Source organism: Roseibium suaedae (genome assembly GCF_900142725.1).
Taxonomy (GTDB): Bacteria; Pseudomonadota; Alphaproteobacteria; order Rhizobiales; family Stappiaceae; genus Roseibium; species Roseibium suaedae.
In genome coordinates this window covers 46,061-63,840 of record NZ_FRBW01000004.1, presented here as the reverse complement: position 1 = coordinate 63,840, position 17,780 = coordinate 46,061, and the positions used below count along the sequence as shown (strand labels likewise).

At 60.3% G+C, this 17,780-nt stretch carries 18 protein-coding genes; 10 read left to right on the top strand and 8 right to left on the bottom strand.

All coding sequences use genetic code 11. From position 1 onward, the window contains the following. Nucleotides 1-59 precede the first annotated feature (59 nt). From BUA94_RS16665 to BUA94_RS16650, 4 genes are all read left to right on the top strand, one after another. A complete protein-coding gene (locus tag BUA94_RS16665) occupies nt 60-2,882 on the top strand; it encodes a [protein-PII] uridylyltransferase (protein WP_139251182.1) in 2,823 nt (940 codons plus the stop codon). 76 nt (nt 2,883-2,958) lie between these two features. Then, a complete protein-coding gene (gene murJ, locus BUA94_RS16660; protein ID WP_073014484.1) occupies nt 2,959-4,521 on the top strand; it encodes a murein biosynthesis integral membrane protein MurJ in 1,563 nt (520 codons plus the stop codon). A 124-nt stretch (nt 4,522-4,645) separates the two neighbouring features. Then, nucleotides 4,646-5,725, top strand: a complete 1,080-nt coding sequence (trpS, locus tag BUA94_RS16655; RefSeq protein ID WP_073014483.1) for a tryptophan--tRNA ligase — start codon at nt 4,646-4,648, stop codon at nt 5,723-5,725. Nucleotides 5,726-5,849: 124 nt separating this feature from the next. Continuing rightward, nucleotides 5,850-6,170 (top strand): heavy metal-binding domain-containing protein, encoded by a 321-nt coding sequence (locus BUA94_RS16650; protein ID WP_073014482.1) that lies wholly within the window; start codon nt 5,850-5,852, stop codon nt 6,168-6,170. A 24-nt stretch (nt 6,171-6,194) separates the two neighbouring features. Here the strand turns inward: BUA94_RS16650 and BUA94_RS16645 are convergent, their stop codons facing one another. The 4 genes from BUA94_RS16645 to dut form a co-directional block, all read right to left on the bottom strand. Further along, on the bottom strand, nt 6,195-6,737 hold the full coding sequence (locus BUA94_RS16645) for a DUF2199 domain-containing protein (RefSeq protein ID WP_073014481.1): 543 nt from the start codon (nt 6,735-6,737) through the stop codon (nt 6,195-6,197). Between the two features lie 7 nt (nt 6,738-6,744). Continuing rightward, the gene (cysK, locus tag BUA94_RS16640) at nt 6,745-7,704 is read right to left on the bottom strand and encodes a cysteine synthase A (protein WP_073014480.1); all 960 of its coding nucleotides are present in this window, start codon (nt 7,702-7,704) and stop codon (nt 6,745-6,747) included. 146 nt (nt 7,705-7,850) lie between these two features. Beyond that, a complete protein-coding gene (locus BUA94_RS16635) occupies nt 7,851-8,510 on the bottom strand; it encodes an HAD family hydrolase (RefSeq protein WP_073014479.1) in 660 nt (219 codons plus the stop codon). A 16-nt stretch (nt 8,511-8,526) separates the two neighbouring features. Further along, nucleotides 8,527-8,976, bottom strand: a complete 450-nt coding sequence (gene dut / locus BUA94_RS16630; RefSeq protein ID WP_073014478.1) for a dUTP diphosphatase — start codon at nt 8,974-8,976, stop codon at nt 8,527-8,529. A gap of 222 nt (nt 8,977-9,198) precedes the next feature. Here dut and BUA94_RS16625 point away from each other — a divergent pair, with 222 nt between their 5' ends. Further along, nucleotides 9,199-9,558 (top strand): cysteine rich repeat-containing protein, encoded by a 360-nt coding sequence (locus BUA94_RS16625; protein ID WP_208980135.1) that lies wholly within the window; start codon nt 9,199-9,201, stop codon nt 9,556-9,558. A 30-nt stretch (nt 9,559-9,588) separates the two neighbouring features. Further along, complete coding sequence (locus tag BUA94_RS16620; RefSeq protein ID WP_073014476.1) at nt 9,589-10,173, top strand: OmpA family protein; 585 nt, start codon at nt 9,589-9,591, stop codon at nt 10,171-10,173. Between the two features lie 60 nt (nt 10,174-10,233). Here the strand turns inward: BUA94_RS16620 and BUA94_RS16615 are convergent, their stop codons facing one another. Beyond that, complete coding sequence (locus BUA94_RS16615) at nt 10,234-10,701, bottom strand: Lrp/AsnC family transcriptional regulator (RefSeq protein WP_073014475.1); 468 nt, start codon at nt 10,699-10,701, stop codon at nt 10,234-10,236. 126 nt (nt 10,702-10,827) lie between these two features. Here BUA94_RS16615 and hppD point away from each other — a divergent pair, with 126 nt between their 5' ends. After that, nucleotides 10,828-11,940, top strand: coding sequence for a 4-hydroxyphenylpyruvate dioxygenase (gene hppD, locus BUA94_RS16610; RefSeq protein ID WP_073014474.1), 1,113 nt, complete (start codon nt 10,828-10,830; stop codon nt 11,938-11,940). 164 nt (nt 11,941-12,104) lie between these two features. Then, nucleotides 12,105-12,524, top strand: coding sequence for a ribosomal maturation YjgA family protein (locus BUA94_RS16605; protein ID WP_073014868.1), 420 nt, complete (start codon nt 12,105-12,107; stop codon nt 12,522-12,524). Between the two features lie 133 nt (nt 12,525-12,657). On the opposite strand, the gene gshB is transcribed toward BUA94_RS16605, so the two are convergent. From gshB to rsmI, 3 genes are all read right to left on the bottom strand, one after another. Beyond that, nucleotides 12,658-13,602: a glutathione synthase gene (gshB, locus tag BUA94_RS16600; RefSeq protein ID WP_073014473.1), complete on the bottom strand. Its 945-nt coding sequence runs from the start codon at nt 13,600-13,602 to the stop codon at nt 12,658-12,660. 109 nt (nt 13,603-13,711) lie between these two features. After that, a complete protein-coding gene (locus BUA94_RS16595; RefSeq protein ID WP_073014472.1) occupies nt 13,712-14,113 on the bottom strand; it encodes a YraN family protein in 402 nt (133 codons plus the stop codon). Continuing rightward, on the bottom strand, nt 14,110-15,066 hold the full coding sequence (rsmI, locus tag BUA94_RS16590) for a 16S rRNA (cytidine(1402)-2'-O)-methyltransferase (protein WP_408011960.1): 957 nt from the start codon (nt 15,064-15,066) through the stop codon (nt 14,110-14,112). Before rsmI ends, BUA94_RS16595 begins: the two co-directional genes overlap by 4 nt. 166 nt (nt 15,067-15,232) lie before the next feature. Between rsmI and BUA94_RS16585 the strand changes: the two genes are divergently transcribed. Next, nucleotides 15,233-16,462: a penicillin-binding protein activator gene (locus tag BUA94_RS16585; protein ID WP_328586303.1), complete on the top strand. Its 1,230-nt coding sequence runs from the start codon at nt 15,233-15,235 to the stop codon at nt 16,460-16,462. 37 nt (nt 16,463-16,499) lie between these two features. Then, nucleotides 16,500-17,729 carry a bifunctional phosphopantothenoylcysteine decarboxylase/phosphopantothenate--cysteine ligase CoaBC gene (gene coaBC, locus BUA94_RS16580; protein WP_073014471.1) on the top strand — a complete coding sequence of 410 codons (1,230 nt, stop codon included), beginning with the start codon at nt 16,500-16,502 and terminating at the stop codon, nt 17,727-17,729. Nucleotides 17,730-17,780 lie beyond the last annotated feature (51 nt).

The window sequence follows — 17,780 nt, the reverse complement described above, 5'->3', positions numbered from 1 at the left end:
CCTGTTCCGGTTCCTCCCAGCCGCCAGCGCACAGCCATGACGAAAACGGCTCGTTGTAGATGAAGATTGCACCAGAAGACCTCGCCGGTCTGATTGACTCCGATGGCATCCGTCAAAAACTGTCCGATCTGACCCGTGATAACGGCGGCAACGGCGCGGATCTGAAGATCAGGTCCGAAGTGCTGACCCTGCTGAAGGCAGCCATGAAGGAGGGCCGGGCCGAGGCCGAGCGCCGTCTCAACGAGGATGGCGGCGGATTTCGCTGCGCCAAGCGGCTCTGCCACGTGCAGGATGAGCTGATCCGTATCATCTATGACTTTGCCTTTCATCACGTCTACCGGATCAAGAACCCGTCGGCTGCCGAACGCATGTCGATTGTTGCGGTTGGTGGCTATGGCCGGGGCACGCTTGCGCCGGGCTCCGACGTCGACCTGCTGTTTGTTCTGCCCTACAAGCAGACCCCCTGGGGCGAACAGGTGGTGGAATATATCCTCTACATGCTCTGGGACCTGGGCCTGAAGGTCGGCCACGCGACCCGGAACATCGAGGAATGCGTGCGCCTGTCGCGGACCGACATGACCATCCGTACGGCCATTCTTGAAGCCCGCTACATCTGGGGGGATGAGCCCCTGTTCGAAGAACTGGTCCAGCGCTTCAATGACGAAGTGGTCACCGGCACGAGTTCAGAATTCATCGCCGCCAAGCTGGAAGAGCGCGACGAGCGCCACCGGCGTCAGGGCACATCCCGCTATCTGGTCGAGCCGAATATCAAGGAAGGCAAGGGCGGGCTGCGTGACCTGAACACGCTCTTCTGGATTGCCAAGTATCATTATCAGGTGCGCAGCCAGCATGAGCTGGTCAAGAAGGGCGTCCTGTCCCGGTCAGAGTACAACCGGTTCACCAAGTCCGAGGATTTCCTCTGGGCCGTGCGTTGCCACCTGCATTTCCTGACGGGCCGTGCGGAAGAGCGCCTTTCCTTTGATGTTCAGCGCGAAATCGCCATCCGCCTCGGCTACACCCAGCATCCGGGCATGAAGGATGTCGAGCGCTTCATGAAGCACTATTTCCTTGTGGCCAAGGACGTGGGTGATCTGACGCGTATTCTGTGCGCCGCGCTTGAAAACCAGCATGTGAAGGGTCCGCGCGGCCAGGGGATTTCTGCCCTGATGCGCCGCTTGCGGGTCAACCGGTCCAGCAGTCAGGCGAAGCCGGTGGAAGGCTCGCCGGGGTTTGTCATCGACAACGGGCGGCTGAACACCAGCAGCGAGACCATCTTCACCGATGATCCGATCAACCTGCTGAGGGTGTTCCAGATCGCAGACAAGAACGACTGCAATCTGCACCCGGAACTGACCAAGCTGATCCGGCGGTCCTTGAAGCTGGTGGATTCCACCTTGCGCAATGACCCGGAAGCAAACCGGCTGTTCCTCGGCGTTCTGACGTCCCGCAACAATCCTGAAAAGGTGCTGCGCAAGATGAACGAGACCGGCCTTCTTGGCCGGTTCGTGCCGGATTTCGGCAAGGTCGTCGCGATGATGCAGTTCAACATGTATCATCACTACACGGTCGATGAGCATCTGATCCGGTCCATCGGCGTTCTGTCCGAAATCGAAAAGGGCAACTCCGGAGACGATCACCCGCTTGCCACCGATCTGATCCGCACCCTGCAGAACCGCAAGATCCTCTATGTTGCGATGTTCCTGCATGACATTGCCAAGGGGCGTCCCGAGGACCACTCGGTCGGCGGGGCCCGCATTGCCCGCAAGCTTTGCCCCCGGTTCGGGCTGAGCAATGCGGAAACCGACACGGTTGCCTGGCTGATCGAGCACCATCTCGATATGAGCACCATCGCCCAGTCGCGCGATCTGTCCGACCGAAAGACGATTTCCGATTTTGCCCATACGGTTCAGTCGCTTGAACGGTTGAAGCTGCTGCTTATCCTGACAGTGGCGGACATCCGGGCGGTCGGCCCGGGCGTCTTCAATGGCTGGAAAGGCCAGCTCCTGCGCACTCTTTACTACGAGTGCGAGCCGAACCTGACCGGCGGCCACACCATGGGCTCCCATCGTCAGGCGGTGGAGCAGGCCAAGGAAGAGCTGGACGCGCAGCTCACCCATTGGCCGGCCAAGGAGCGTGAGGATTACATCAACCGTCACTACAAGGCCTATTGGCTTCGGGTCGCGCCTGAGCGGCGCCTGGCCCATGCGGAGCTGATCCGTCAGGCCGACAAGACCGGTAACCGGCTGGCCTTTGCTGTGACGCCGCATTCCTTCGAGGGCGTCACGGAAATCACCGTTCTGGCACCGGACCATCCGCGTCTTCTGTCGATGATCGCGGGGGCCTGTCATGTGACCGGCGCAAACATTGTCGATGCGCAGATCGACACCACCACGGACGGCTTCGCGCTGGACACGATCTTCATCAGCCGCGAGCTGCCAGATGATGCGGATGAGCAGCGCCGGGGCGAGCGGATCACGGATCTGATCTCGAAGATCCTCAAGGGCGAAAGCCGGCTGCCGGAAAATGTCGCCAAGAAGAACCCGGTCAAGGGACGGATGAAGGCCTTCAACATCGACGCGGATGTGCAGGTCAATAATTCCTGGTCCGATGACTACACGGTGGTGGAGGTCTCCGGCCTCGATCGTCCTGGCTTCCTCTTCGACCTGACCCGTTGCATCGCGACGCTGAACCTGAACATCGGTTCTGCCCATATTTCCACTTTCGGCGAGCGGGTTGTCGACGTTTTCTACGTGACCGATCTGACCGGACAGAAAATTGCCAATATCGGGCGTCAGGAGATCATGCGCGTCCGTCTTGCCGATGCTGTCGAGGGGCAGGTGGACACCAGTGCGGCTGCGCCTGTATCCCGCAGCGTTTCGTGAGCGCATCGCGGGGCAATGTTTTGAAAGTCTGGCAGGGTTGGGCTGCGGGCCCTTTCCTGTCTGAGGGGCACATCGCATGAGTCTTCTGAAGAATTTCGCCACGGTCGGCGGGGCGACCATGGCCAGCCGTCTGCTTGGGTTTGCGCGCGACACGCTGCTGGCCGCGGCCGTCGGCACCGGTCCTGTGGCTGACGCCTTCGTGGTGGCCTTCCGGCTGCCAAACCTGTTCCGCAGGCTCTTTGCGGAAGGCGCCTTCAATTCGGCATTCGTGCCCTTGTTCGGCCGTGCCGTGGAGGAGGAAGGCGAAGAGGGCGCGCGGCGGTTCGCCGGTGAGATCGCTGCCGGTCTTCTGTTTTGTCTGCTGATCGTGACGGCTGTCGCCGAGATCTTCATGCCGCTCGTGGTCTGGGGCCTTGCGCCCGGCTTTGTCGATGACGCGGACAAGTTCGATCTGACCGTCCTGATGTCGCGGATTGCCTTTCCCTATCTGATCTTCATGTCGCTGCTGGCGTTTCTCAGCGGCATCCTGAACACCTATCAGCGCTTTGCCGCCGCAGCCCTTGCTCCGGTGATGCTCAATGTGGTCATGACCGTTGTTCTTGGCGGGGTTCTGTATCTCGACATCGTGCATGACCGGCAGCTCGCGATCATTCTCTCGGTCGGGGTCACCCTGGCAGGTCTGGTCCAGCTCTTTGTCGTCATTGGCGACATGAAGCGGCTGGGCTTCCGGATTCCGGTCCTGCGGCCGAGATTCACGCCGTCCACCAAGCGCCTGCTGGCGCTGGGCGTGCCGGGCGTGGTTGCGGGCGGCGTCACCCAGATCAATGTCGCTGTCGGGCAGGTCATTGCCTCCATGCAGGATGGCGCGAATGCCCTGCTCTATTACGCAGACCGGCTCTACCAGCTACCACTTGGTGTGATTGGCGTTGCCATCGGCGTGGTGCTGCTGCCGAGCCTGACCCGCCAGCTTCGCGGCGGCCACGAGGACCAGTATCAGCGCAGCCTCAACAATGCGCTGGAGTTTTCCCTCACCCTGACACTGCCGGCAGCTATCGCGCTTGCGGTTGTTCCACGTGAAATAGTCTCCGTGCTGTTCGAGCGTGGCCGGTTCGATGCTCTGGCGACGGACGGGACAGCCGCTGCCCTTGCCGCCTTTGCCTTCGGGCTTCCGGCTTTCGTGCTCAACAAGGTCTTCTCGCCTGGCTATTTCGCCCGCGAAGACACCAAGACGCCGATGATCTTCGCCTCCGTGGGCATGGTGGTGAACGTGGCCCTATCTCTGGCTCTGTTTCCGTTCTTGGCTCACGTCGGCATCGCCCTGGCGACAACGGTCTCCGGCTGGCTGAACACGGGCCTGCTGATCGTCGTTCTCTGGCGCAGAGGGCATTTCAAGCCGGATCGCCGGATCCTGCGCAAGGTTGCCCTCATTTTGCTGTCCAGCGTGATCATGGGGCTTGCCGTAGAAGGCCTGGCGATGGTTCTGGAGCCCTGGATGATGACAGGCAGCCTGGCGGTTCGTGCCGGTGCGCTGGCGCTGCTGGTAACTGCCGGCATGATCGTCTTTGCGGCTGCGGTGCAACTGACCGGCGGAACAGACCTTCTCAGCCATATCAAAACGTTGAAGCGGCGCAACACTTGAGCGGGAAAACCGGTTTCCGGTGCTCCCCGCTTGCAACAGCGCCTCGCTGTGCCTTAAGACCAGCAACGCAATCTACTTATCCGAAGGGCCCTTCCAACCGGCCACTTTTAGACAGGGACAGGCAATGACGGCTTTCAAGCCCCGCGTATTTTCGGGCGTCCAACCGACGGGCAATCTTCACCTGGGTAACTATCTGGGGGCAGTCTCCCGTTGGGTGCCGCTTCAGGACCAGATGGAAACCATCTTCTGCGTTGTGGATCTGCATGCCATCACGGCGGGTTTCCCTGACCGGGGCGAACTGCAGAAAGCCACCCGTGAAGTGACAGCTGCCTATATTGCTGCTGGTATCGATCCGAAGAAGTCCATCATCTTCAACCAGTCCCAGGTGCGTGAGCATGCGGAACTGGCCTGGATCTTCAACTGTGTCGCCCGCATCGGCTGGATGAACCGGATGACCCAGTTCAAGGATAAGGCCGGCAAAAACCGGGAGAATGCGTCTCTTGGTCTGCTCGCCTATCCGAGCCTGATGGCCGCCGATATCCTTGCCTACAAGGCGACCCATGTGCCGGTCGGAGACGACCAGAAGCAGCATCTGGAACTGACCCGGGATATCGCGCAGAAGTTCAACAACGACTTCGCCGACCGGATCAAGGACCTGGGCGTCGGTGTGCCGAACCCGGAACCCAGCCCGGAGACGCCGGAAGAGCTGTTCTTCCCGATCACCGAGCCGATGATTGCCGGTCCCGCGACCCGCATTTTCAGCTTGCGTGACGGCACCAAGAAGATGTCCAAGTCCGATCCGTCGGATCTGTCCCGCATCAACCTGACCGATGATGCTGATGCCATCTCCAAGAAGATCCGTAAGGCGAAGACCGATCCGGAAGCGCTTCCGAGTGAAGTCGATGGTCTGAAGGACCGACCGGAAGCGGAAAACCTCGTCGGCATCTATGCTGCGCTGGCCGGCAAGACCAAGGCTGAGGTTCTCACCGAGTTCGGCGGCCAGCAGTTCTCTGCCTTCAAGCCTGCCCTGATCGATCTGGCCGTGGAAGTGCTTGCCCCGATGACCAACGAGATGCGCCGTCTGCTGGCAGATCCGGCAGAAATCGATGCCGTCCTCAAGGCTGGCGCAGAAGCAGCGTCCGCCATCGCCGAGCCGATCCTCAAGGATGTGCGCAAGGTGATTGGCTTCCTCGACGTTCGCTGAAAAGCGCAGTCTTGCAAACGAAAACGAAACGCCCGGCTCGTCCGGGCGTTTTGCATTTCCGGCTCTTCCGGATGACTTGGGTCGGACCTATCTCTGATGGGAAAGTCATGAGGAGGCCGATGGAATGCTCGTAACCACCACCAGCACCCTGCAGGGGCGCGAGATTGCTGAATACAAGGGGATCGTGACCGGTGAGGCGATCCTTGGAGCCAATGTGTTCAAGGATTTCTTCGCCGGGATCCGGGATATTGTTGGCGGCAGATCTGGCGCTTATGAGGAAGAACTCGCCAAGGCGAGGACCATTGCCCTTCAGGAAATGCAGCAGCAGGCAGCCGTTCTTGGCGCAAACGGCGTGATCGGCGTGGATCTCGATTATGAAACCGTCGGCCAGAATGGCTCGATGCTGATGGTCAGCGCGACGGGGACCGCGGTGGTGATCAGGTAGGATTTTCCATCATAGTATCAGCGTCTAGCTACAGCTTGGCGGATGTTGCAACAGCGTTGCAAGTTCAACAGCCTTATCCCAGCTAATTCCTTCACGTTGATCGATTGCCAACTGGTGATTTTCGTGCTGGTGAAAAACCAGCTCCGGCCTATCGGGTCCCCAATGGACATCGACTGCTAGATAGACTGGTTCCGCATCGTTCGCTGTATAGCCAGGCATTCTGACATTCAGCCACCCAAATGAGACGTCGCCAGACTGATCGGTTTCATAGGTATCTACATACCTATCGAAGCTCTCTTTGCTTTGGGAGACCCAGACACCCCAAAGGAAATCGTCATCCGTTTCAAGGATTGGAATTGCAAGTGTTGTTCTGATTAAGAACACACTTTCATTAATTACGCATAGATCGCTATTGATCCTGATGCAGGATTCTCGATCTTCGTCCGGCACCCCAAAATATTCAAACGGCTTATCATAAGAGAAGGATGGTCCGCCCTCATGAATATTGCCGCAGCACGCGCACTTGAACGAGAATTTCCGTTTATTCGGATCAATAGCGATAATCATTTAGCTCTCAAAGCCCTTCAAAAAGCGCAGTCGAGAGGTAGCGTTCGGCGAAGGACGGGATGATGACAACGATGGTCTTGCCCGCCATGTCGTCGCGCTTGCCCACTCTGATGGCAGCCGTCAGGGCTGCACCGGAAGAAATGCCGACCGGCACGCCTTCGGTTGCCGCAACTTCGCGGGCCATGGCAAAGGCGTCGTCATTGGCGACCTGAACCACTTCGTCATAAACGGAGGTGTCCAGAACGCCCGGAACGAAGCCTGCTCCGATGCCCTGGATCTTGTGCGGGCCAGGGTTGCCGCCGGAGAGAACCGGGCTTGCTTCCGGCTCGACAGCCACCACGTGAATGCCGGGTTTGCGGGCCTTCAGAACCTGCGAAACGCCGGTGATGGTGCCACCGGTGCCGATGCCGGAGACGAACACGTCGACGGCGCCGTCGGTGTCGTTCCAGATTTCTTCAGCGGTGGTCTTGCGGTGGATTTCCGGGTTGGCCGGATTTTCGAACTGCTGCGGCATCACGGAATCCGGAATTTCCGACAGAAGTTCCTGCGCACGGGCAATCGCGCCCTTCATGCCCTTGGCACCATCGGTCAGTTCCAGTTCGGCACCGAGGATCTTGAACATCTTGCGGCGTTCGACAGACATGGTTTCCGGCATCACGAGAATGAGCCGGTAACCCTTCGAAGCTGCGACGAAAGCCAGCGCGATGCCGGTGTTGCCGGAGGTCGGCTCGACGAGCACGGTCTTGCCCGGGGTGATCTTGCCGTCCTGTTCCATGGTTTCTACCATGGCAACGCCGATACGGTCCTTGACGCTGGAGATCGGGTTGAAGAACTCCAGCTTGGCCAGAAGATTTGCCTTTACGCCATGCTTCTTGGCGAGGCGGTCGAGCCGAACGATCGGAGTGTCCCCGATGGTTTCCGTGATCGAGGAATAGATCCGGCCGCGGCCGGGCTTCTTGTCACTCATGACTGTCTCCCTGTTCGGCGCGCGGATCCCTCTGGCCGGCGCACGTTTACCCTTGAGTTGGCATGAGCTTAAGGCCTCATGCCTGTTTTTCTAAGAGCGGATATTGGCAAACATGCGGAAGAAGGGAAAGACTGTTTCCCGAAACCTCAGTTCGATGGAAAGAGAAGCTCCGGAAGAGCCTCCATGCGATCGAACAGGGTTCCGCCAGCCTCCTGCATTGCCTTCTTGTCGCAATGAGGGTCTGCCGTGTAGCCGAAACCCCGCATGCCAGCGGAGCGGGCTGCCATCAGACCCGGAACGCTGTCCTCGATCACAACGCAGGCAGCTGGGTCCTTGCCCATCCCCTTGGCCGCCAGAAGAAAGACATCCGGTGCGGGCTTGCCATCGGCGCAATCCTGCGCGGAGTAGAGCTTTCCTTCCAGGCGCGGCAGCAGGCCGGAGCTGCCAAGCGTCATGCGCATCTTCTCGTATTTGCCCGACGAGCCGACGCAATAGGGAATGCAGCGCTGGTCCAGTTCATCAAGAACCGCCGTGATGCCCGGGATCGGATCGACGCCCTTGGCAAAGGCTTCCAGGTCACGTTTGCGGATATAGTCCGGCCAGTCGTCAGCCAGTTTGACGGAGCAAAGCTCCTCCACCAGTTCCTTCACGCTTTCCAGCGTGCGACCCATGAAGCGGGACTGGCATTCATGGGCGGTGATGGGAAAGCCGAGATCCGTGATGATTTCTGCCAGAATGGTATTTGCGGTCAGTTCAGTATCGACGAGGACGCCGTCACAATCAAAAATGACAAGTTCAAGGGTCACGCAATAGGTCCTTGTCTCAAGACGTTCCGGTGGAGCCGAAGCCGCCCGCACCGCGCTGGGTTTCGCTCAAGGTCTCGACTTCCACAAGCTCTGCCTGCAGCACCGGCGCAATGACGAGCTGGGCGATGCGGCTGCCGCGTTCGATCGTGAAGGGCTCTTCGCCGAGGTTGATCAGGATGACCTTCACCTCGCCCCGGTAGTCTGCATCCACGGTGCCCGGTGTGTTCAGCACGGTGACGCCGTTCTTGGCGGCAAGTCCGGACCGGGGCCGGACCTGACCTTCAAAACCGGCGGGAAGCGCCATGGCAAGACCGGTGGGGATGATGGCGCGCTTGCCGGGATCAAGGACCTGCGGGGTCTCAACCGCTGCCAGCAGGTCGAGACCCGCGGCCAGTTCGCTCTGATAGGCAGGCAGCGGCAGATCGACCCCATGGGGAAGGCGCTTCAGTTCAACTTTTACAGTCATGGATCATCCGTTTACAGGCGGTGGCAGTTACAGCCGGAAAGATAAAAATTTCTACCAATGGTATCGATTTACCATGCGTAACTTTTACCTTGCATCACCTTCAGGTTGCTGAAACACTCCGGCTCATACTTCTGGGGTAAGCAAGAGGGCAGTGCATTGAAACTATCTCATATTTTTCTTGCAGCCGGGTTGGCAATGGCTTTGTTGCCGACCGGTTCCGCAATGGCTCAGACAGTGGGTTTTGCCGATGCCATCCGGATCCTGAGTTCAAGCTGCGGCAATGATATCGGCAAATACTGCAAGAAGGAGAACCTGGGGAACAACGAGATCACCCAGTGCCTCCAGGCCAATGAGTCCAAGCTCTCCCAGCAGTGCCGGGCAGACAAGGACCGGGTTGGCGTTCTGTTGCAGGAGCGTTTTGCAGCTCAAGCCGCCGTCGGCAAGACCTGTGACCGGGACATCCAGCAGTTCTGCAAGCTCGTCAAACCGGGCAATGGCTATGTGCTCAGGTGCATTCTGAAGGCCAAGCCTTCGGTGAGCAATGCCTGCAATCAGGCGATCGATCTGGCTGGCTACCGGTAATCCGGTTCTGAGACACTTGAGGTCATTCTTATGAAAACATCCCTTTTCCTCTCTGCCGGGACAGCCGCTGCCGTGCTGGTTTCGTCCCTTGCCTTCGCACAGACCAAGTTGTCCCGCGACGACATCATCACCTCGCTTCAGGGCGCGCAGACAAAGGTGGAGATCAGTGCCAGCGAGCTGCGTCAGCAGGCATTGGAGAACATCAAGAAATACCCTGGCGACAATGCAACACAGCCACTTCCCCTAGCCGGGAAGCTGGCGACACTGCGCCAGTTCAACGTCGAAATCACCTTCGATTTTGATTCAGCCCGCATCCGGCCCGCGTCCTATGAGACGGTTGGAGTGATCGCGGACGCGCTGCATACGCCCTATCTCATGGGGCAGAAGTTCTTCGTCGTCGGCCACACGGACGCCAAGGGCAAGCGAGAATACAATCTCGACCTGTCCCAGCGCCGCGCTGACGCGATCCGGGATGCGCTGATCACCACTTTCCGCGTTCCGGCCGAACAACTTGAAGCGGTTGGTCTGGGAGAAGAGCAGTTGCGGGATCCGAAAAACCCGAACTCGGAAGTCAACCGGCGGGTTCAGCTCATCAACGTTGGTTTTGATCAGTAATCAAACGTTTCGCGAGGCCCGATCGCATTGTGCGTTCGGGCTTTCCCGCCGTCTCAAAGGTTAGCCGAGGGGCAGTAGATTGTCGTCCTTCAGGGTCTCCATCGCGATGGAGGAACGGACATTCTGCACGGCCTCATGGGGCAGCAGCTCGTCATTGATGAAGCGGCTCAGCGCCTTCAGGTCCGTCACGACCACTTTCAGCATGTAATCGACATCACCGGTCAGGGTGTGCGCCTCCTGCACCTCCGGCATGGCCACCACCATGTCGCGGAAGCGCTTGGCGTTTTGCCGGGAATGGGCGCCAAGGGTTACGCCCACATAGGCGGTCACGGTCAGGCCAAGGCGGTCCGGATCCAGGCTCGCCTTGTAGCGCCGGATGACGCCTTCCTGCTCCAGTCTCTGGCGCCGCCGGGAAACCTGGCTTGCAGAAAGGCCGACGTTGTCGCCCAGTTCCTGATTGGTGAGTGAGGCATTGTCCTGCAAAAGGCGCAGGATCTTGATGTCAAAGCCATCGAGTGAAGAGTTCATGCGCCAATTCCAACTTATGTGCACTTTCTGTGCGTTATCTTACGGCAAATCCCGTAGTTTGCACACACCTTGCGCGGCTGAAAGCGCATGCTTCCTTTCAGACGCTGAGACGCCAAGGAGGACATTATGGGACCGTTTCCGCACGACGCACCGCCCGCGAAGATCACCGCTGAAAATCCGGCTGGAACGGATGGGTTTGAATTCGTCGAGTTTTCTCATCCCGAGCCCGAAAAGCTGGACGAGCTGTTCCGCCGCATGGGCTATGTGCCAGTCGCAAAGCACAAGACCAAGGAAATCACGCTCTATCGCCAGGGCGATGTGACCTATGTTCTGAATGCGGAACCCGGTTCCTTCGGCATGAAATTTGTCGAGCAGCATGGCCCCTGCGCCCCGGCCATGGCGTGGCGCGTGGTGGATGCGAAAAAGGCCTTCGATCATGCGGTTGCCAAGGGCGCCACGCCCTATGAAGGCGATGACAAGACGCTGGATACGCCCGCCATCGTCGGCATTGGTGGCTCCCTGCTCTATTTCGTCGACCGCTACGGCACGCACGGGTCTGTCTATGACACTGAGTTCGAGTGGACCGGAGAGCGCAATCCGAAGCCGGAAGGCGTCGGCTTCTACTATCTCGACCACCTGACCCATAACGTCTATCGCGGCAACATGGACAAGTGGTGGGACTTCTACCGTGAGCTCTTCGGCTTCACCCAGATCCATTATTTCGACATCGACGGCCGGATCACGGGCCTCGTCAGCCGGGCCATCACCTCGCCCTGCGGCAAGATCCGCATTCCGCTGAACGAGTCCAAGGACGATACCAGTCAGATCGAGGAATATCTGCGGAAATACAAGGGTGAAGGCATTCAGCATATCGCCGTTGGCACGGATGACATCTATGGCGCAACCGACCTTCTGGCTGACAATGGCCTGAAGTTCATGCCCGGCCCGCCGGACACCTATTACGAGATGTCCCAGGCCCGTGTGAACGGCCATGATGAGCCGATCGACCGGATGAAGAAATACGGCATCCTGATCGACGGTGAGGGTGTGGTGAATGGCGGCATGACCAAGATCCTGCTGCAGATCTTCTCCAAGACGGTCATTGGCCCGATCTTCTTCGAGTTCATCCAGCGCAAGGGGGATGAAGGCTTCGGCGAGGGCAACTTCCGCGCTCTCTTCGAAAGCATCGAGGAAGACCAGATCCGCCGCGGCGTGATCAAGGTCGACGCCGCCGAATAAGCCTGCAAGCCACGTCTTGACTGTTTGAGACCCGCCTTTCCTGACAGGAAGGCGGGTTTTCCTTTGTGGGTGCAGCGGATTCGAAACTCAACACACACTGTTGAGGCTGGCAGAAAGACCGTCTATCGAACTTGAAGAACGAACACGCAATGCAGGAGCGGCGGATGCAGGTTGGACAAGTCGTGTCCCGTCAAATGGCCACGCGGCTCGTTCTGGCAGGGATCGTCATCGCGCTGGGTCTGGCGCTGCGTCTGCTCGGATACCGGATCGGCCTGCCGTTCCTCGTCGTGAAATACGGCGGCTCGGTTCTCTGGGGGATGATGGTGTTCTGGCTGGTCGGCGCGGTTCTGGCGGGAAGAGGCCTGCGCCTTGTGGTGATTGCGTCCGGGCTTCTCGCGATCGCCGTCGAACTGATCCGGCTCTATCATACGCCTTGGCTGGACGACTTCCGCGCCACATTCTTCGGCGCGCTGCTTCTGGGCCGCGTGTTCTCGCTCTGGAACATCCTGGCCTATCTGATCGGAATTGCGCTGGCGCTTGGGTTGGAGCGTTGCATGGGGAAAGCCGTCCGTTCCGAAGCCTGACAAACTTTCCACCGTGCCGTCCCGGACGCAGCGAAGCGAAGATCCGGGATCTGCATCTTGATAGGTAACGCTTGGAAGCGTGGTCCCGGCTCAAGGCCGGGACAGCGCGGCGAAAGCGGCTGAGATTGCAGCCTCAGCCCTTTACTTTTGCTTCCAGAACATCCCACACCCGGACGGCAATGTCGGGGCCGCCGATGCGCTTGACGGCACGGATGCCGGTCGGTGCGGTGACGTTGATCTCCGTCAGCCGACCGTCGATCACGTCGATACCGACGAGGATCAGGCCCTTTTCCTTCAGCGAAGGCCCGAGGCGGGCGCAGATTTCCCGTTCCTTGTCCGTCAGTTCGCTTTCCTTCGGGGAGCCGCCGCGCACCATGTTGGAGCGCAGGTCCCCTTCCGCCGGCACCCGGTTGACCGCACCGGCATATTCTCCGTCGACCAGGAGGATGCGCTTGTCACCGTGCTTCACGTTCGGCAGGAACTCCTGGATCACCCAGGGCTCGCGGAAGGTGGCGGCGAAGAAGTCGTAGAGCGAACCGTAGTTAAGGTCGTCCTGGGTGATGCGGAACACTGCCGCGCCGCCATGGCCGAACAGCGGCTTCATGACGATGTCGCCATATTGCTTGCGGAAGAGGTCGATCTCGTCCTTGTCGCGGGTGATCAGCGTCGGCGGCATCAGATCCGCAAACTCGGTGACGAACAGCTTTTCCGGCGCGTTGCGCACTTCGCGCGGATCATTCACCACCAGCGTGTGCGGATGGATCTTCTCCAGAAGGTGGGTCGCCGCGATGTAGGAGAGGTCGAAGGGCGGATCCTGGCGCATCAGGACGACGTTCATGTCGCGCATGTTGGTGCGCTTCTTTTCGCCGAGGGTGAAATGGTTGCCCTTCTCGTCGCGGACTTCCACCGGCTCCAGTGCGCAGAAGACGTCCTCGCCGATCATCGCCAGCCGGTCGGGCGTATAGTGGTAGAGCTCATGGCCACGGGCCTGAGCTTCCAGCATCAGCGCGAAGGCACTGTCACCGGCAATGTTGATGGACGAGATGTGGTCCATCTGGACCGCGACCTTGAGGGCCATGAGAAGTCTCCCGGCAGGGGCGCAGAAAGGCGCGTGGGATTTTGGTTCGGTTGGTCCAGATATGCGTCTGGCGATCCGCTTTGTCCAGAGGTGCCGTCAGAGGGATCTGTCAGCTTTTGCCTTCGAAGGCATTTGCGATCCGTTCCGGCCAGCGCCAGGGACGGACGATGATCACATCGAAACGCAGGGTGAAGAAGGCAGCCTTTGGATGCTGGGCAATGAAGATCTTCGCCGCATTGACGATGCGGCGCTGGCTTGCCGGGGTCACGGCCTCCATGGCGGAGGTACGGGACCGGCGGGCCTTGACCTCGACAAAGGCGACCACCTTGCCCCGCTTGGCAATCAGGTCGATTTCGCCTGCCTTGGTCTTGTAGCGTGTTTTAAGAATGCGCCAGCCGGTGAGGCGCAAGGCCCAGGCAGCGCGCGTTTCCGCTGAAAGTCCGAGGCCATAGGCTTTCCGGCGCTGCTCCAGCTGCCGGTCTTGATCAGGAGCGGAGCCGGTGCCGGTCATGTGCCGCTTTCCGCCCCCGCCTTGATCTCCAGCGCCTGCTTGTAGAGCTCGTTTCGGTCGAGGCCGGTTTCCTTGGCAACGGACTTTGCCGCCGCGCTGACCGGCATGGTCTCCAGGGCAAGGCGCAACAGGACCTCGGCATCTGCCGCGTCCGCAGGAGCCTGTTCGCCGGGTGGGCCGATCAGGATAACGATTTCACCCTTGGGGGCATCGCCGGAAAAGGTCTCGGCAAGGCTTTCAAGGGTTCCACGCTCGAAGGTCTCAAAGCGCTTGGTCAGCTCGCGGGCAACGGCTGCTTCCCGGCCTCCGCCCAGAACCTCTGCCATGGTCGCAAGCGTAGCACCGACCCGGCGGGGAGATTCATAGAAGACCAGCGTCGCGGGGATGTTGCCGAGTTCTTTTAGCCTCGCCGTCTTCGGACCGCCCTTTTGCGGCAGGAAGCCGGCAAAGAGAACCGTGTCACTCGGCAGGCCGGCGCCGACAAGGCCCGCCAGAAGCGCGGAAGCGCCCGGGATCGGGATCACCTTGTGTCCGGCCTCCACCACATCGCGCACCAGGCGGTAGCCAGGGTCGGAAATCAGCGGTGTGCCCGCATCGCTGACCAGGGCGACCGGTTCGCCCCGGCTTAAGAGGTCCAGGATCTTCGGGCGCTGCTTGTCGGCATTGTGCTCGTGATAGGGCATGAGCGGTGCCTTCAGACCGAAGCGCTGGACCAGCGTACCGGTGACCCGCGTGTCCTCGCAGGCGATCAGGCTTGCGCCGGCCAGCGTCTCGAGCGCCCGGATCGTGATGTCCCCAAGATTTCCGATGGGTGTGGATACGATGTAGAGAGCCGGCTCCAGCGGAGGGGCGGAAAAGGCATGGGCCGACAGGATATAGCGGCGGCCGGAAGCCTCGGTCTGTCCCGGCGCCCGGTCTGCCCGGTCCATGTCCTGTTCGTTTGTCTCAGTCATCGTTTGGTCTTTCCGAAACCGCCGTGGGCGAAGGGCTTTCCTTGGGGCTAATCGTGAAGGGGGACTGGCGCAAGTGCAAATCGCCCATTCCGGTTGCTGTGGCGATAAACTGGACAGAACCGGCTGGAATCCGTAAGTCTCTAGCGAATAACTCCAGGAGGCGGATTTGATCGACAAGGGCATTTCTCGGGCAGCGTGCCGGGTCAAGACATTCCTGCGCACCGTGGGCGCTGGGCTGGGCGTTGCTGGCGCCCTCGCGCTTTCAGGCTGCATGGGGTCAAATCTGGGTGGTGTTCCGGGGCAATCGATCCAGCCGGGAGAGCTGGCGCAGCCCACCGGACAGGTGGTCGGCTCCGGTCAGGTCCGTGTCGCCCTTCTGCTGCCGATGAGCGCGGGTGGAAGCGCAAGCTCCATCGCCACGGTTTTCAAGAATTCGGCTGAGCTGGCGCTGGCGAACTTTCCCAACGCGGATGTGCAGTTGCTCGTGAAGGACACGGCGGGAACCACCAGCGGTGGCCGCGCTGCGGCGGATCAGGCGATCGCGGAAGGGGCAGAGCTGATCCTTGGCCCGGTCTTCGCGCAAGGGGTAACTGGCGCAGCCGCCTCGGCCCGCGCGGCAGGCATTCCCATGGTTGCCTTCTCGTCCGATGCCTCGGTTGCATCCCGTGGAACCTATCTCCTGAGCTTCCTGCCCCAGAGCGATGTGAAGCGGATTGTTGCCTATTCGGCCAGCCAGAAGCGACGGTCCTATGCGGCGCTCATTCCAGATGACAGCTATGGCGCCGTTGTCGAGGCCACCTTCCGGCAGGAGGTCGGACGCACTGGCGGGCGGATTGTTGCCATTCAGCGCTACAAGTTGACGGGGACGGATTCCACGGATCTGGTGGCCAAGACCAATGCCCTGACAGCGTCTCTCGGTCAGGTGGATGCCCTGTTCATCCCGGCTGGCGGCGGTGTTGCCCCTGTCGTTGCACAGACGCTGCGGGGCGCGGGTGTCAATCTTGGAAACATCAAGATGCTCGGCACGGGCCAGTGGGATTCACCGGAAATGAAGTCCAACCCGCTCATGGTCGGCAGCTGGTATCCGGGACCGGATGACAAGGGCTTTGAAGCCTTCTCCGGCCGCTACAAGTCGGCTTATGGCTCTCCGCCCCCGCGCAATGCCACGCTCGCCTATGATGGTGTGACCCTCGCCGCCGGGCTTGTGCGCTCTGCCGGGGTTCAGCGCTTTGCGTCCAGCGTTCTGACCAATCCGGACGGGTTCATTGGCATCGACGGGTTGTTCCGGTTCAAGGCGGATGGACAGAACGAGCGTGGTCTCGCCGTCTATCAGCTCACCGGGTCGGGCGCGCAGACGATCTCCCCTGCCCCACGGGATTTCCGCTCGGGCACCTGACAGGTTCCTCGGACCCTTTAATCGGACCTGAAAGCTCATGCTAACCGGTAAGCGCATTGTGCTCGTCATTTCTGGCGGCATCGCCTGCTACAAGTCTCTCGACCTCATCCGGCGTCTGCAGGAACGCGGCGCGCGGGTGCGGGCGGTGATGACGGCGGGATCGCAGAAATTCATTACGCCTCTCGCTGTCGGGGCCCTGACAGCGGACAAGGTCTATACGGACTTGTTTGACCGGGATGCGGAGCAGGATGTGGGGCATATCCGCCTTGCCCGTGAGACCGACCTGATCATCGTTGCGCCTGCCACGGCCAATCTCATGGCCAAGATGGCCCATGGTATTGCGGACGATCTGGCGACTGCGGTTCTTTTGGCAACGGACCGGCCGGTTCTGGTCGCACCTGCCATGAACCCCAAGATGTGGGCAAATCCCTCCACGCTTCGCAATGTTGAATCCCTCAAACATGACGGTCTCTTTTTCGTCGGGCCAAACCGGGGCGAAATGGCGGAAAGCGGCGAAGCGGGCCTTGGCCGCATGTCTGAGCCACTGGAAATTGTTGCGGCTGCGGAGGCTGTCCTGAGCGCGTCGGCGGATGTGCCGTCGCCCTACAGGCCCTTGGCGGGCCGCCGGATCGTGATCACCTCCGGTCCGACCCACGAGCCGATTGATCCGGTGCGCTATATTGCCAACCGGTCTTCCGGCAAGCAGGGGCATGCCATTGCGGCGGCTGCCGCCGCGGCGGGGGCAGAGGTTCTGCTTGTGGCCGGTCCGGTCAACCTGCCGGATCCGTATGGGGTGACCGTCGTTCACGTGGAAACAGCCCGCGAGATGCTGGCCGCCGTCAAGGCAGCATTGCCGGCCGACGCTGCGGTCATGGCAGCGGCCGTGGCTGACTGGCGGGTGGCCAGCGAGGGCGGGCAGAAGATCAAGAAGGATGGATCTGGCAAGCCGCCATCTCTGGAATTCGTAGAGAATCCGGACATTTTGGCGACCGTCGGCCATGATGAGGCCCTGCGCCCGAAACTTCTGGTCGGCTTCGCTGCTGAAACCCAGAACGTCCTGGAAAATGCGCAATCAAAGCTCGTCCGCAAGCGGGCGGACTGGATCGTTGCCAATGACGTCAGTGCTGAAACGGGCATCATGGGCGGCGATGCCAATACGGTGCGCATTATCACCGCTTCGGGTATCGAGGACTGGCCGTCCATGGACAAGCAGGAGGTTGCGACCCGCCTTGTGCGGCGGATCGCTGATTTTCTGGGCGGTCTCTAAGCTGCTAGTTGAGGTTGATGACAAACCTCTCAACTCGTCATCCCGGACGCA

What these genes read in the sequence shown, in the direction of transcription:
- BUA94_RS16665 (WP_139251182.1), top strand. Translation starts at nt 60, where the DNA reads ATGAAGATTGCACCAGAAGACCTCGCCGGTCTGATTGACTCCGATGGC.
- murJ (WP_073014484.1), top strand. Translation starts at nt 2,959, where the DNA reads ATGAGTCTTCTGAAGAATTTCGCCACGGTCGGCGGGGCGACCATGGCC.
- trpS (WP_073014483.1), top strand. Translation starts at nt 4,646, where the DNA reads ATGACGGCTTTCAAGCCCCGCGTATTTTCGGGCGTCCAACCGACGGGC.
- BUA94_RS16650 (WP_073014482.1), top strand. Translation starts at nt 5,850, where the DNA reads ATGCTCGTAACCACCACCAGCACCCTGCAGGGGCGCGAGATTGCTGAA.
- BUA94_RS16645 (WP_073014481.1), bottom strand. Translation starts at nt 6,737, where the DNA reads ATGATTATCGCTATTGATCCGAATAAACGGAAATTCTCGTTCAAGTGC.
- cysK (WP_073014480.1), bottom strand. Translation starts at nt 7,704, where the DNA reads ATGAGTGACAAGAAGCCCGGCCGCGGCCGGATCTATTCCTCGATCACG.
- dut (WP_073014478.1), bottom strand. Translation starts at nt 8,976, where the DNA reads ATGACTGTAAAAGTTGAACTGAAGCGCCTTCCCCATGGGGTCGATCTG.
- BUA94_RS16625 (WP_208980135.1), top strand. Translation starts at nt 9,199, where the DNA reads ATGGCTCAGACAGTGGGTTTTGCCGATGCCATCCGGATCCTGAGTTCA.
- BUA94_RS16620 (WP_073014476.1), top strand. Translation starts at nt 9,589, where the DNA reads ATGAAAACATCCCTTTTCCTCTCTGCCGGGACAGCCGCTGCCGTGCTG.
- BUA94_RS16615 (WP_073014475.1), bottom strand. Translation starts at nt 10,701, where the DNA reads ATGAACTCTTCACTCGATGGCTTTGACATCAAGATCCTGCGCCTTTTG.
- hppD (WP_073014474.1), top strand. Translation starts at nt 10,828, where the DNA reads ATGGGACCGTTTCCGCACGACGCACCGCCCGCGAAGATCACCGCTGAA.
- BUA94_RS16605 (WP_073014868.1), top strand. Translation starts at nt 12,105, where the DNA reads ATGCAGGTTGGACAAGTCGTGTCCCGTCAAATGGCCACGCGGCTCGTT.
- gshB (WP_073014473.1), bottom strand. Translation starts at nt 13,602, where the DNA reads ATGGCCCTCAAGGTCGCGGTCCAGATGGACCACATCTCGTCCATCAAC.
- BUA94_RS16595 (WP_073014472.1), bottom strand. Translation starts at nt 14,113, where the DNA reads ATGACCGGCACCGGCTCCGCTCCTGATCAAGACCGGCAGCTGGAGCAG.
- rsmI (WP_408011960.1), bottom strand. Translation starts at nt 15,066, where the DNA reads ATGACTGAGACAAACGAACAGGACATGGACCGGGCAGACCGGGCGCCG.
- coaBC (WP_073014471.1), top strand. Translation starts at nt 16,500, where the DNA reads ATGCTAACCGGTAAGCGCATTGTGCTCGTCATTTCTGGCGGCATCGCC.